The sequence below is a fragment of the Bilophila sp. T19-St14 genome, assembly GCF_059728385.1.
In genome coordinates this window covers 2,701,655-2,715,915 of sequence record NZ_BAAGFT010000001.1, presented here as the reverse complement: position 1 = coordinate 2,715,915, position 14,261 = coordinate 2,701,655, and the positions used below count along the sequence as shown (strand labels likewise).

12 protein-coding genes are annotated in these 14,261 nt (G+C 58.2%); 7 read left to right on the top strand and 5 right to left on the bottom strand.

The genetic code is table 11. From position 1 onward, the window contains the following. Nucleotides 1–78: 78 nt before the first annotated feature. Complete coding sequence (locus AC6I1V_RS11530) at nt 79–1,143, bottom strand: type IV pilus twitching motility protein PilT (RefSeq protein ID WP_302551503.1); 1,065 nt, start codon at nt 1,141–1,143, stop codon at nt 79–81. A 227-nt stretch (nt 1,144–1,370) separates the two neighbouring features. Between AC6I1V_RS11530 and AC6I1V_RS11525 the strand changes: the two genes are divergently transcribed. Next, the gene (locus AC6I1V_RS11525; RefSeq protein ID WP_302551504.1) at nt 1,371–2,183 is read left to right on the top strand and encodes a prepilin peptidase; all 813 of its coding nucleotides are present in this window, start codon (nt 1,371–1,373) and stop codon (nt 2,181–2,183) included. Here AC6I1V_RS11525 and AC6I1V_RS11520 read toward each other — a convergent pair. Beyond that, nucleotides 2,173–2,922 carry a lytic transglycosylase domain-containing protein gene (locus AC6I1V_RS11520; protein WP_497736996.1) on the bottom strand — a complete coding sequence of 250 codons (750 nt, stop codon included), beginning with the start codon at nt 2,920–2,922 and terminating at the stop codon, nt 2,173–2,175. The two genes, AC6I1V_RS11525 and AC6I1V_RS11520, sit on opposite strands and share 11 nt — an antisense overlap. 88 nt (nt 2,923–3,010) lie before the next feature. Between AC6I1V_RS11520 and AC6I1V_RS11515 the strand changes: the two genes are divergently transcribed. The 5 genes from AC6I1V_RS11515 to AC6I1V_RS11495 are packed head-to-tail and all read left to right on the top strand — an operon-like array spanning nt 3,011 to nt 7,001. After that, nucleotides 3,011–3,652, top strand: a complete 642-nt coding sequence (locus AC6I1V_RS11515; RefSeq protein ID WP_486854363.1) for a DUF4124 domain-containing protein — start codon at nt 3,011–3,013, stop codon at nt 3,650–3,652. 8 nt (nt 3,653–3,660) lie between these two features. Continuing rightward, a complete protein-coding gene (locus AC6I1V_RS11510; RefSeq protein ID WP_486854364.1) occupies nt 3,661–4,152 on the top strand; it encodes a prepilin-type N-terminal cleavage/methylation domain-containing protein in 492 nt (163 codons plus the stop codon). Then, entirely contained in the window at nt 4,149–4,505 is a 357-nt protein-coding gene (locus AC6I1V_RS11505) for a type II secretion system protein (protein WP_337431063.1), read from the top strand. The genes AC6I1V_RS11510 and AC6I1V_RS11505 overlap by 4 nt, the downstream gene beginning before the upstream one ends. Then, nucleotides 4,495–4,974: a PulJ/GspJ family protein gene (locus tag AC6I1V_RS11500; protein ID WP_486854365.1), complete on the top strand. Its 480-nt coding sequence runs from the start codon at nt 4,495–4,497 to the stop codon at nt 4,972–4,974. The genes AC6I1V_RS11505 and AC6I1V_RS11500 overlap by 11 nt, the downstream gene beginning before the upstream one ends. 8 nt (nt 4,975–4,982) lie before the next feature. Further along, the gene (locus AC6I1V_RS11495) at nt 4,983–7,001 is read left to right on the top strand and encodes a hypothetical protein (RefSeq protein WP_486854366.1); all 2,019 of its coding nucleotides are present in this window, start codon (nt 4,983–4,985) and stop codon (nt 6,999–7,001) included. 230 nt (nt 7,002–7,231) lie between these two features. Here AC6I1V_RS11495 and AC6I1V_RS11490 read toward each other — a convergent pair whose 3' ends face one another. Then, nucleotides 7,232–8,209, bottom strand: a complete 978-nt coding sequence (locus tag AC6I1V_RS11490; RefSeq protein WP_302551511.1) for an ABC transporter ATP-binding protein — start codon at nt 8,207–8,209, stop codon at nt 7,232–7,234. 193 nt (nt 8,210–8,402) lie between these two features. Here AC6I1V_RS11490 and AC6I1V_RS11485 point away from each other — a divergent pair, with 193 nt between their 5' ends. Next, entirely contained in the window at nt 8,403–9,668 is a 1,266-nt protein-coding gene (locus tag AC6I1V_RS11485) for an OmpP1/FadL family transporter (protein WP_486854367.1), read from the top strand. Nucleotides 9,669–11,073: 1,405 nt separating this feature from the next. Here the strand turns inward: AC6I1V_RS11485 and rfaD are convergent. Together rfaD and proB are read right to left on the bottom strand one after the other, a co-directional pair. Further along, on the bottom strand, nt 11,074–12,045 hold the full coding sequence (gene rfaD / locus AC6I1V_RS11480) for an ADP-glyceromanno-heptose 6-epimerase (protein ID WP_302551513.1): 972 nt from the start codon (nt 12,043–12,045) through the stop codon (nt 11,074–11,076). A 60-nt stretch (nt 12,046–12,105) separates the two neighbouring features. Continuing rightward, on the bottom strand, nt 12,106–13,254 hold the full coding sequence (proB, locus tag AC6I1V_RS11475; RefSeq protein WP_308772237.1) for a glutamate 5-kinase: 1,149 nt from the start codon (nt 13,252–13,254) through the stop codon (nt 12,106–12,108). Nucleotides 13,255–14,261 lie beyond the last annotated feature (1,007 nt).

The following is a 14,261-nucleotide window of genomic DNA, read 5'->3' as shown; positions in this document are numbered from 1 at the left end:
GCAGGGCAAGCAGCACTTGATGTCCAAGGCGCATGGGCTGGCGGGGTTTCCCGCTTTTCCCTGCCCCGTCCTTCCGCGCTATTTCAACTTCCCGATGGCCTCACGGATACGCCCCTTGTCCTGTGCGTGGATGAGGGCCGCCTCAGGCGCGATGATGCGCCGCATAAGCAGGCGTTCGATGTCGTCATCCATCGTCTGCATCCCCACATTGCGATTGGTCTGCAAAACGCTCGGCAACTGAAACGTCTTGTTCTCGCGGATCATGTTCCGCACGGACGGGATGCCGAACAGGATTTCCAGCGCGGGCACCCGGCCCTTTTTGTCGGCCCGTTTGAACAGCGTCTGCGCGATGATCGCCTGAATCGACTCGGAAAGGCTCGTCCGTATCTGCGCCTGTTCCTCCGGCGGGAAGACCTCGATGATGCGGTCGATGGTCTTGGACGCGGAGATGGTGTGCAGGGTCGCAAACACGAGATGCCCCGTTTCCGCCGCTTCGAGGGCGAGGGAAATGGTTTCGAGATCGCGCATTTCACCCACAAGGATGATGTCGGGATCCTCGCGCAGTGCGGAACGCAGCGCCGTGCCGAACGAAAGGGTATCGCGCCCGATCTCGCGCTGGTTCACGAGGCAGCCCTTGGATTGATGCACGAATTCGATGGGATCTTCAATGGTAATGATATGGTCGCGGCGCTTGGTGTTCGCATAATCCACGAGCGCGGCCAGCGTGGTGGACTTGCCGCTCCCGGTGGGGCCGGTCACAAGCACGAGGCCCTTGGGCAGCAGGGCCAGCTCGCGCAGCATGATCGGAAGCCCCAGTTCCTCAACCGTGCCGATGCGCTGCGGGATTTCGCGGAACACCGCGGAAATGCCGCGGTTCTGCCGGAAAAAGTTGGCACGGTAACGCGCCAGCCCCGGAATTTCATAGGCGAAGTCCAGATCGCCCGTCCGCTCGAATGCCCGTACGCGCTCTATGGGAACCATTTCACGCAGTACGGCCAAAAGTTCCCCGGCCGTGACAGCCGGAGCGTCCACCCGCACGAGATCCCCATAAATGCGCAGGAGCGGCGGATTGCCCGCCGAAAGGTGCAAATCCGAACCGTGATTGGCGTGCAACAAATGAAAAAGACTGTCGATTTTTGCCATGCATGACCTTCCCGCACGGTTTTTGTTGCCGGAGCGCCCGGTTCTTGGTACATCTCGGCAGGAACAAGGTGCGTATGAAATACGCGAGACGGAAGATCCTGCCATCTCCGCTGAAGGCCCGCCCGCCATTTGTGAACATGCCCACAACATGCTGGGCCCGGCAGCAAAAGGCTTACCGGCAGCCCGCGCACCGTTGCCCGATCGGGCATGCCAAAGGAAGGCTCCGCGTGTACCAGACCATCCCCCCGGAATTGCTGCATCCCGAACTGTTCATCCCCGCCGCCACGCTGCTCGGACTCCTGCTCGGCAGCTTTTACAACGTCTGCATCCATCGGTACGCCAGCGGCGAATCCATCCTTTTTCCGCCTTCCCATTGCCCACATTGCCGACAGCGCCTCCGCTTCTGGGAACTCGTCCCCGTCCTCAGCTATCTGCTGCTGCGCGGCCAGTGCGCCCGCTGCCGCAAGCCCATCCATATCCGGTATCCGCTCGTCGAGCTCCTGTCCGGCCTGACGTCCGGCCTTCTGGCATGGCGCTTCGGCCCCACGCTTGCCTTTCCCGTCTATCTCGCGTTCACGGGGATGCTCATCGTCGCCTCAGGCATCGATCTGGAATGCTTCATCCTCCCCGACGGCATCACGCTCGGCGGAACCGCGCTGGCCGTGCCCGCCGCCATCTTCGCCCTCGGCATGGACTGGGCGGATGCGCTCCTCGGCGGTCTTGTGGGCGGCGGGACATTCCTCGCCGTGCTTCTCATCTTCAAACACCTGCGCGGCGTGGACGGTATGGGGTTCGGCGACGTCAAACTCATGCTCATGCTCGGCGTCCTGTGCGGGCCGCTCGGCCTGCCGCTGATCACGCTGGTCGCGGGGGTCTCGGCCCTTGCCGCCTTCCTGCTCGTCGCCTGCCTGATGCCCCACGAAGCGCCCTTGCGCGAAATGCCCATCCCGTTCGGCCCGTTCCTGAGCCTCGGCGCGTTCGTACACATCATCGCCGGACAGGAAATCTTCGACTGGTGGATCGGATTCATCACGGGGTAGCGTACAGCGCAAGCACCTTGCGCACGTAACTGCGGGTCTCCTCAAACGGAGGGATGCCGCCGTACTTGTCCACATTGGCGGGCCCGGCATTATACGCCGCCAAAGCCAGCGAAACATTCCCGCCGTACCGATCCAGCATGGATCGGAAATAGCGTACCCCGCCCTCCACATTTTCATCGGGATTGAACGCATCGCGCACCCCAAGATGCCGCTGCGTGCCGGGCATGAGCTGCATGAGCCCGCTGGCCCCGACCGAAGAGACAGCCTTGGCGTCGAATCCCGATTCGACCTTGATGATCGCCATGATCAGCCGGGGTTCGACCCCATGCCGCCCGGCATACCGTTCCGCAAGCCGCGCCACGCCGTCCGGCCCCACGGCGCGCATCAGCCGCCCGGTGCTGAACCGCCCGAAAAGCCGGTATCTCCCGTCACCATCCGGCCTGTTCGTCAAAAAAACGGTTCCGTCCTTCCCCACATGCCGGTAAATGGCCACGGACTCCGCAGGCAACGGCTCCGCCGATTGAACTGGCCGGGCCTCCGGGCGGGCAGCGTGGGGCCGCTGTGGAAGCGTTTTTTTGATGGGAGGCCGCACCACGACCTTCAGCTTGGACGATTCGGCGGCCCCAGCGCCTGAGACGCACAAAAGGCAGCACCCCAGAACGAGGCCCGCCCGTACGGGGAACCCCAACCATAATGGCCTGAGACATTCACCTTTTCGATGGTTTTCCAAAAAATTCATTTTGAATTTCATATAGTTGAAATGCTTCGCTCATTGCAGCAGCGAATGTCTCACAAGGGCCTGGGCCTCTCGTCTTTCGGAACGGCCTGTGTTACCACTATTTCCAACCGTAACGAGCCTCCCGTCAAAAGACAAGGAGCGTGTCCCGCACCTGTCCGGCGACGCCAAGGGAAAAGGGCCGCCCATGAAAAAACGCACGCATCTCTCCCTCGGATGGCTTGCCCTGCTCACACTGGCGTGCGGGGTGGAACCGCTTATCGTGGACGGCACGCCCCCAGGCGGTGTGCCGTTGTCCCGCATGGTGTCCGGCATACGGGAAACGCTGCCCCCAACCCCCTCCCCAGCCAATGCCGCCCCTCAACAGATGTACATCTGGAAAGATGCCTCCGGAGTCACGCACATCAGCGAAACGCCGCCCTCCAAACCGCCCGCGGGCAAAGTGGAGGAGTACCGGTTCTCGCCGCAGCCTTCAGCCGCACAGCCCGGCCCTGTTGCCCCCCTTGGGAGGCCGGGCCTTGAGCATCAGCCATCCGCCGAACGGGAAGAGGCCGCCGCTGAAGCCCGGAACAGGCTCCGGCAGCAAATCGGACAACTGCAAAAGGAACGGGGGCAGCTTGAAAAGCAATTATACCGAGCACGAGCCACGGGCGACGGCTACGCGCAGATCCGTTTCCGCACCTTGCTGGAACAGAACCGGGAGGCGCTGGAAAAGCTCATCCCCCAACAGTGACAGATGCCATGCAGCCACCCTCCCGCAACGGGTTTACCCTGATTGAAATCGTCTCCGTGCTTGTCGTGCTCGGCGTGCTGGCCTCCCTCGGCGTTTCGGCCTTCCGGGGCCATGACGGGATAACCGCCTGCGCGGAACGGGACAGGCTCCTCTCCCGGCTCGTCCATGCCCGTGCGCAAGGCATGGCGATGGGCGGCGGACAATGCGTCAGCGTAGGGAAAAGCAAGGTGGGCTTCTTCATGAAAGGCAGCCCAACCCTGCCCACACTGCTCAAGGACTATACGCCTTCCACCCCCATCCAGAGCAGCCCCCCGGCTGCGTTCTGCTTCGACGCGGCGGGGCGCGCCTGCGGCGAAGGCAGCCTTGAAAAACAAAACGGGACGGACATCCTCCATTGCCCTCCCCCACCCCTCACTTCCGCCCCCAACCAAGCATGGGCTTTCGATTTCGGCGGCGGGATCACGCTCACCCTCTTCGCGGAAACGGGGTTCGTCCAATGAACGCGCGCGGCTTTACCCTCATTGAGGCCATCGTCGCCATTATCCTCATGGCAATCATGGGCTTCATGGCGGCGCAGCCCATCGCCACGGCCTTGCGCGGAAGCGCCGAAAGTGCCGGGCAGATCAGGGATCTGACGGAAGCCGCCAGCGTCCTGGAAGAATGCATCGCCTACCTCAACACGGAAACCATGCAGCAAAAAACCGCGGGGCAACTCGCCGACGATTCAGCCTTCAACACCTTCCTGAAAGACAGGGATGCCTCCGCGGAACTCTGGACACCGCCCGGCTGCGAATGGGAAAACCTGCTGATCACCGTCAGGCGCGGCTCCGTGGAGCTTTCCCGTGCGTTCTGACGCCCGCGCCCCGGAACGGGGCTTTACACTGCTGGAAACCGTCTGCACGCTGATCATCCTCGGCGTGCTCGGCTCGCTCGTGCTTTCAGGGTTCGGCACGGCCCTCAGCGGATACACACGGGTGCGTGAGGCCGGGGCATCGTATATGCAGGCTGAGCTGGCCCTCATCCGCCTTTGGAAAGAGCTGGCGGGAGCCGCCGATTTTCCCGAAGCCCCTTTCAAAGACAGCCCTTCCGTCACATTCACAAGGGCGGACGGCACGCAAACAACCATCAACTGCGAAGAGGCCGGGGGCAAGCTGCTCATTGACGGGCAAGTGCTCCTTTCAGACGTAGCCTCATGCCGTTTCAGCTCGAACGGGACAGGCCCTTCCTCCATCGGCATCGTGCTGACCCGGCAACTCGCCGGACGGCAAGCCACATGGACGCTTTCCGTCGCCCCACGCAACACACCCCCCGCCAAAGAGTGAGGCTCCCCATGCAGACGCCGCAACGCGGAAGCGTCCTTTTGACCATCATAGGCGGGATCATCATTCTGGCCCTGTTCGGCATGGCTGCGGTTTCGCTCATGACCGGCTCCGTCATGGCCGGGCTGGACGCCAAGGAAACGGTGCAAGCCTCTTACCTCGCGGAATCGGGAAAGGAAATCGTCCGGGTGCAGGCGGCGAAAGCCGATACCGGAGCAAAGCTCATGGCTTTGGCGGATAATGCGCTGGACGGAAAAACCTTTTCCATCGCGGGCGGGGCCATCTCGCTCAAGCTGTTCCCCTCGTGGTTCCGCACCTCAGAGGCGGGGACGCTGCTGACGGGAGGTTCCGGCTGGTATCCGGAAGCCCCATCCGGGACGCGCGAACTTCTCCTGATCGCCAAGCCGGGTACAGCCAGCAGAGCGGAATACTCTTTCGGAGAGGCTACGGCGCTCACGCCCAACGCGGATGCGTACCTCATCGGGCGGGGGACACCGACATACCCTACACAGACGCGAACGGCCATTTCCGTCAGCACGGCAACAAACGACTTTGACTACTTTCCCGAAACCGGCGGGCTGATCGGCGTCGTGGACAAAGGCGGGGCAACGCTCAATCCCGACAGCGCGAAACGGCTTACCTACGAACGCCTGTCCAAATCCGGTTCCACCTACACGTTCGAGGGCGTCCGCCCCGTCTCAGGCTCTTCTTACCCGGAACTCGGCGAAGGCAAGGAACTCGTCCTTGGGCAGTACATCCGCGTGGTCAGCGAAGCCCAGACCGCCAACGGCGCACGGGCCGCATTGGTATGGCACACGAACGGAAGAAGCTCGCTGCGCCCGGCCAGCGGTTCCGGCGGATCGGGAAACGGCGGCGTACAGGAAATGCCGGAAACATCAAGCCCGCTCCAAAACGAAGACGACGCGGAAGCCATTTTTGGCGGCAACAGGCTCGGACGCATCGGGACGGCTCAAGGCCAAAAAGGGCTGTCCGTACAAGGGCATGAAAGAGCCACACCGGATCATTTCCTGAACACCAGAAAAAACCATACGACCTACGACTCTTGGTTCGCCGGCATCACTGAAGAAAAAACAGCCGAAACGCCAAACAACGACATCCTCATCCAAACATCGGTCATGCCGTACCATCATGCCTCGGCAAACCTGTTTGCCGGGATTCTGTTCAGAACGCATCTTATTCCAGAACCGGGCGGCGCCGATGGCGACGGTCTGACCTCATACGGCGTTTCCAGCCTCGGCATGGGGGTCGTCTCCGGCAAGGTGACCACAGGGTATATACAGTACCCCACTGCTCCGGGAGCCTATGGCAGCACCGACACGGGCGTAACGCGATCCCCGGTGAACCCGGCCCTCCTTCCGGGAGGCTATGGGGCCATATCCCCTTATCAGCCCAATGATTCCATCCACTACCGTCAACCGAACGTCTATATCCCCGATGATCCTTACGGCACCTATGATTACCTGTACGCAAACGCGGCGGATCGCACGCTGCGCGACGGCATCCTGTTGTGGCATGCCGATGACGGCAAGCCGGAACATGCCCTCACATGCCTCGCCTACGGCATCCCTACAGAGGAAATCCTCAAGAAGGACAGTACGACAACCCTTGTCGTCCGCGTGTGGGAACAGGATAACAAGAACTGCATCCAAGGCTGGATCGCATTCCAAGACAGCAACAATGTTATGGAAGAAACATATTGGCCTTCCCTCACGGACACCCAGCCCTCGAACGATCTCCCACAGGGGCAGCGTCCGGCCTTCCGCCGTGTCATCTGGGGATACGTCAACCCGGCTCTCGCCATAAAGATAGATGACTATACCATTGCAACCTCCCAAGGCATTCCCGTATCCGGTGTCCATGATCATGCCGGGATATTTTCGGGGGCCTATTCCTCCACCCCTGAAACACCAGGCGGGCTTGCCTTCCGGCACTTCAAGACCGGCATTCCCGGAACCGGCGGTTCCGGTACCGACGACATCCCCGGCCTCACCCCCGGCATCGTCCAGTAGCCCATCCGAAGAAAAGCCCCTGTTCCGTCAGAAACAGGGGCTTTTCTTCGTGGCTGTGCATAGAACATAGTTGATGCTTTTTCCCTTGAAGTTCCCAAGGAGTAACCGGCGAAATGCCTTAGCCGTGGATCCCGCCAAGGGAAAAACGGGAGAAAAGGCTGCTTCACCGCGCTGTGGTGATGAAACACCCCATGCTGTGACAGAGCCTTCTTTGTCACTCCAACAAGGCGCTATCCATACAGATGGCAACGGGCCAGATGATCCGGCGCGATTTCCCGGAGTTCCGGGGCTTCCTCGCGGCAGCGGGGCATTGCCTGCGGGCATCGGGGATGGAACGCGCACCCCGTGGGCGGCGAAAAGGGGCTCGGCAGTTCACCGGGCAGGAAAGCCCGGATACGCCTCTTTGCGGGATCGTGTACGGGCGCGGCGGCCAAAAGGGCTTTCGTATACGGATGCGCCGCCGAACCGAACAAGGTATTCCTATCGGCCTGCTCAACGATACGCCCCAAGTACATGACCGCCACCCGGTCGCTCATATAGCCCACGACCGACAAGTCATGTGAAATGAAGAAATACGTCAGCCCGAAATCAGCCTGAACCTCTTTCAGCAGGTTCAGCACTTGCGCCTGAACCGAAGCGTCGAGGGCCGACACAGCCTCATCACAGACGACAAGTTCCGGGCGGGTCACCAGCGCCCGCGCAATCGCCACGCGCTGCCTCTGGCCCCCGGAAAATTCATGGGGGTAACGCCCGGCGTGTTCGGGCTGCAACCCCACACGGCGCAGGATTTCGCCCACACGTTCCCGACGCTCCGCAGGCGGCACGCCTATAGCCATCAGCGGCTCGGCAACGGATGTGCCGATCTTCAAACGGGGATTCAACGAGGAAAAAGGATCTTGGAAAACCATCTGCAACCGACGGGAATACCACGTGTCATCACGCCCCGGCACGCCGGGCAACACGGATTCGCCGTCGAAAAGGATTTCCCCGCCCGTCGGGGGAAGGAGCCGCACCGCCATGCGCGCCAATGTCGACTTGCCGCACCCGGACTCGCCCACCAAGCCGAGCGTCTCGCCGCGCCGTATGGAAAGCGATACGCCGTCCACCGCGCGAACCTCACCCCGCACCCTGCCAAGCACACCCTGCCGCACGGTAAACGAACGGCTTACGCCACGAAAATCAAGAAGCGGAGAAGAGGCGGAAACCATGCACACCCCGAAGTTGAAAAGGAACCCCCAAAACGCCAAACCGGAAAATCGGCTAGCATTTCAGCATTATTTCTGATAAAAAAATGGGTCTTTTACCGTTTAAAGACAAAAAGCATCGACAACCACCGACGCTTTTTGTCTTTTTGCTACGGCTGTTTTTTACACGTCAACCTCTTACAAAGCAAGGAAGACTATGAAACGGATTGCCTCCCTGTTGCTTGCCGCCTGCCTGTTGGCGGCCCCCCAGCTTACTGGAAAAGCCCAAGCGGAAGGGTTCGCCTTGTCCGACTTCGGCGCCCGAGGCACGGCTCTCGCCGGCGGCATGGTTGCCCGCGCGGACGATCCCTCCGCCGTGGCTTGGAACCCCGCCGGGATCACCCAGCTCCCCGGTACCCAGATGATGGTGGGCATGACCGCCATTCAGCCTTCCGGAACCGTCGACACGGTGGACCACTTCGGCATCGGCCGTTCCACCGACGTGGACAAGCATACATGGGTAAATCCGCACGCCTACCTCACCCACCAGTTCAGCGACAAGCTCTGGGGCGGCATCGGCATCTTCTCCCGCTTCGGCCTCGGCAACTCCTACCCCAATAACTGGCCGGGACACAACAACCTCGAATATGTCAGCCTCAAGACCGTTTCACTGAACCCCAACCTTGCCTTCAAAATCAATGATAACCTCTCCCTCGCCGTGGGCCTCGAATTCATGTATGCCACCATGCTCATGAAGAAAGATACCGACATTGCTATGATAGGGAACCAGCACCAAATGCTCACCGGTTCCAGCATCGCCCCCGGCTTCAACCTCGCCGCACATTACAAATTCAACGACGAATGGGCCGCCGGCCTGACCTACCGCAGCCGCGTGAAGCAGGCCGTGCGTGGGCATGTGGAATTTGATCAAAAGAATCATATCGCCAACATTCCTGGAATTGGACAGCTCCCTGTCAACCTGCCCAATTCCGATCTGCACGGCAACCTGAACCTTCCCGACACCATTTCCTTCGGCGTGATGTGGAAGCCCATGGAAACCCTGAGCTTTGAAGCCGGAACCGTCTATACCGTGTGGAGCAACTACCGCTCCCTGAACATCCACGTGGATAATCCTCAGTACGGCACGCAGTACAGCCCCAAAAACTGGCGCGACACGTGGGGCTTCAACATCAGCGCCGAATACAAGGCGCTCGACTGGCTGACCCTGCGCGGCGGCTATGTTTTTGAAACCAGCCCGATGAAGGACAGCACCTGTGACTACATGACCCCAAGCAACGGGCGTCACCGCATCACCGCCGGTGTGGGCTTCAACTGGGATCAGTGGACTGTTGACCTTGCTTACGGTTACCTGATCATCAAGGAACTCAGCTACGATAAGTCCAGTGCCGATGGCATATTGGAAGGACGCTCCCACAATGGGCGCAGCCACATTGCCGCCGTATCCGTCGGCTATAAGTTCTAGCGATTGAAGAGAAGAGATGATTGAGGGGGCGGGGAGGACTTTCTGAAGAAAGCCCTCCCCGCCCCCTCAAACTCCCCCACCCCTCCCAAAGACTTTCGTAAGGGTCAGTGACGATCTGGGGGACGGCCCAATCCCGTTTACCGGCCTACGTCCCCCGGTTCCACATCAAAAAGACAAAAAGCAAGGAAACATGCGCTTCCTTGCCTTTTTCATATGGTCAAACCCAGGTCGTACCACCAATTAGATATAATCTATTTAAATCATTAACTGCTTTAAAGCTGTAAAAGATTATATTTTAATTATTTCACATGGTTATATATAAAATGACGGCATAACCTAAAAAATGATCCTTTCCTCTACTCAACGCCTCACAGCCACAGAAAAAATCTGCAAGAAGGATTCAATAGGGACGACCCAGCCTCGTTTACCCGACCTACCTTCCCGGTTCCGCATCAAAAAAATAAAATTCTGCAAGGGATGTGGTTGCTCTATCTCCACAGCAAAGTAAAAAGGCAAAATTTTCTCCGTTTTCCCGTTGGCAGGCTCTATGGCTGAGGCATGTCATTGGTTTTATTCCTTTGGAACTTCAAGAAAAAACATCAAGCATTTCCCACAAACACAGCCAAAACAAAAGGCGAGAAAGCATTTACTTCCTCGCCTTTTTTCATACGGTCAAACCCAAATAAGGCTCTTTCCTCTGCTCAACGCCTCACAGCCACAGGAAAAATCTGTAAGAAGGATTCAATAGGGACGACTCAGCCCCGTTTACCCGACCTACCTTCCCGGTTCCGCATCAAAAAAATAGGCTCTGTTCAAGTTTACGGTTGATAAAGAGAAAGACTCTGTTATCGTTTATGGTTGTTTTATCTCCACAGTGCGGTGAAAATACAGCCTTTTTCTCCAGTTTTCCCCTTGGCTGGATTCACTGATAAGGCATTTTGCCGGTTATCCCTTTGGAACTTCAAGGAAAAAGCATCAACCATTTTCTATAACACAGCCAAAAAAATAAGATTCTGTCAGGGGATGTGGTTGCTCTATCTCCACAGCAGAGTAAAAAGAAAGAGTTTTCTCCGTTTTCCCGTTGGCGGGCTCTATGGCTGAGGCATGTCATTGGTTTTATTCCTTTGGGACTTCAAGAAAAAACATCAAGCGTTTCCTACAAACACAGCCAAAAACAAAAGGCGAGAAAGCATTTACTTCCTCGCCTTTTTTCATATGGTCAACCCCCAATAAGGCTCTTTACTCTACTCAACGCCTCACAGCCACAGAAAAAACCTGCAAAAGGGATTCGATAAGGTCAAAAGTCTTTGAGATAGGAGAGGAGGGGTTTGGGGAGGGGAGGGAAGAACTTTCTACAGAAAGTTCTTCCCTCCCCTCCCCAACATACTTTCTTCCCTTCCCGTTCCTACAAGTACGGATCGGGATTCATCAGATAGTTCTTGATGTAGTCCGAAACGCCGTCCTCAAGGCTGTGGAACTGAATGCCGCAGCCGAGGCGTTCCAACCACGCCATGTCCGCCTGCGTGTAATACTGATAGCGGCCTTTCAGCGTGGCGGGCATGTCGATGTAGTTGATGTCCGGGATCTTGTCCATCGCGGAATACACCGCATTGGCGAGATCGTTCCATGTGCGGGCCTTGCCTGAACCGATGTTCAGGATGCCGTTGGCTTCGGGATGCTCCAACAGCCAGAACATGACGTTGACGCAATCCTTCACATACACGAAATCGCGCATCTGGCCGCCGTCGGGATACTGCGGGCGATCCGACTTGAACAAGCGGAGCGAACCGGTTTCGCGCAGCTCGGTGAAAGCCTTGCAAGCTACGCTCTTCATCTCGCCCTTGTGGTACTCGTTGGGGCCGTAAACATTGAAGAACTTCACACTGGCGATACTCTTGAGCAAATTCTCGCGGTAGGCCCACAGATCGAACATCTGCTTGGAATAACCGTACATATTGAGGGGGCGCAGGGACAGCGTGGTCAGCAGGCTGTCGGAAAAGCCGTGCGAACCGTCACCGTAGGTCGCCGCGCTGCTCGCATTGATGAGGCGCGCGCCCTGCTCAAGGGCGTAACGGCAGACCATCTGGCTGTAGTGCAGGTTGTTGTCCATCAGGAAATCGGCATTGCGTTCCGTGGTGGACGAGCACGCCCCCATATGGATGACGGCTTCAACCTTCTGCGGGGCACGGCCTTCCTGCACCATGCGCCGGAATTCGTCACGGTGCACGTAGTCCCGGTACCGACGGTTGACGAGGTTACGCCATTTCTCGCTGGAAGCCAGATTGTCCACAACCAGAATATCGTCGATGCCCGCTTCGTTGAGCCGCCAGATCATGGCGCTCCCGATGAAGCCCGCACCGCCTGTTACGATGTACATGGTCACTCCTTAAAAATGCAATGACGCCGTCGGGAAACGGACGCCTCCGTTTTTTGTACGCTACAAGGCCGCATCCAGCAACAGATTGTCGCGATGCACCACTTCGGGGTAATGCGCGTCGCCGAGAATGGCGGCGACCTCATGCCTTTTCAGCCCCTTGATACGCAGCAGATCCGCCGCATTATAGTTGCTCAGGCCCACGCCCACCGTTTCGCGGCCAAACACGAGCCGCACGAGCGCCCCCGACTCAAAACTGCCGTGAACTTCCGTAATGCCGCCGGGCAGGAGGCTCTTGCCGTGATTTCTGACGGCATCCGCCGCGCCCGCGTCGAGGTACAGCGTCCCCTGCGGATCGGCCTGATATGCCAGCCAGTATTTGCGGCGGGAAACCGTGCGCTGTTCGGGCCGCACCCATGTTCCGATGGCCTCGCCAGCGAACAGGCGGGGGATGACGTCCGGTTCGCAGCCCGGCAGGATGGCGGTGGGCACGCCGAGCTGCGCCACCCGGTGCGCGGAAAGCAATTTGGAGTACATGCCGCCCGTGCCCACGGAAGTCTTGCCGCCGCACAGGGCATCAAGATTGAGGGAACGGATGTCCTCAATGCAGGGCATGATTGCGGCGTCGGGGGTTTCCAGCGGGTTGGCGTCCAGAACGCCGCCGATGGTCGTCAGGTTGACGAACAAATCGGCCTCCACCGGATTGATGAGCAGGCTGGCGAGGTTGTCGTTGTCGCTGAACTTGAGCTCGTTGACGGACACGGTATCGTTTTCGTTGACCACCGGGATAACGCCCCAGCCCAGCAGTTCACTGAACGTATTACGGATATTGAGGAACCGAGTACGGTTCTTGAGATCGTCACGGGTCAGCAAAACCTGCGCCGTCAGGATGCCCCGCTCGGCAAAGGCGTTGTCATACAGGTGCATGAGCCGCCCCTGCCCTACCGCGGCGGCGGCCTGCTTGCCGCTCAACCCCACGGCAACGGGTTCGCCGGGCAGCTTCTTCAGTGCAGTCCGCCCGGCGGCCACGGCCCCGGAAGACACCAGCACCACGCGGCGCCCCTGACGGCTCAACACGGCAAGCTGATCGACCAGATTGTCCAGTACGGGGAGGTTCAGTTCGGAACCGGTGCTGAGAACCGCCGATCCAACCTTGACCACTACGCATCGGGCCTCGCGCAGCGTCGCGTCCCGTTCTTCCTGCCAGTTCATGATGTACTCCGTATGATGCCTCCGGCGGGCTTGTACCCACAAGGGGCGACGCCCCTTGACCCGGCTTAATGGTCTGCACAACACCCCGGTTACACCACAAATTCCCCTCAAACGCCAGTCCCCGGCCCTTGAGACATCCACTTCTGCAATGAACGCCGTATTTCAACAATAATTAAAGGCTGTGTCATAGAAAAAGGTTGATGCCTTTTTCCTTGACGCTCCAAGGGAATAACCAACAAAAGGCCTCAGCCATGAAGCCCACCGAAGGAGAAATTTGAAAAAAATCTATATTTTCAATGTGTTGTTTTAATAAAAACAACCACGTACTATGACAGCGCCAAATTAAAAAATGGCTGTGTCATAGAAAATGGTTGACGCTTTTTTCCTTGAAGTTCCAAAGGATAACCAGAAAAATACCTTAGCCGCAGCTCCCGCCAAGGGGAAAACCGGAAAAAAGGCTGTATTTTCCACCGCACTGTGGAGATGGGAAACAACCACATACTATAACAGAGCCTAAAAAATACATTTTAAAAAAATCACCGAAAAAGCGAACATCCCGGCTCCTTGTCCCTACAACAAAAAAGGCGGGAAGCTCTCCCGCCCTTCATAATGCAATAAAAACTCTTGCCTCTTCCCCACCCAGCCGGAACGGACTTTGATCAGGTTTCTGGGCCGGACGCCTCCATCCCCTCTTCTCACCCAGACCGAAACGAGCTCATCATTATCCACTATAGATGAAGCATAGAAAAAGGTTGATGCCTTTTTCTATGACGTTCCAAGGGAATAACCAACAAAATGCCTCAGTCATGAAGTCCGCCAAGGGAAAAACTGGAGAAAAGGCTGTATTTTCACAGTGCGGTGGAGATGAAACAACCATGTACTATGACAGAGCCATGAAGAAAAGAACCATCTTCCCCCGGCCGGAACGAACTCCCGCCGCGCGGCCTCCCCACCAGTCGAAAATCTTTGAAGAGGAGGGGATGGGGTTTGGGGAAGGGGAGGGGAAA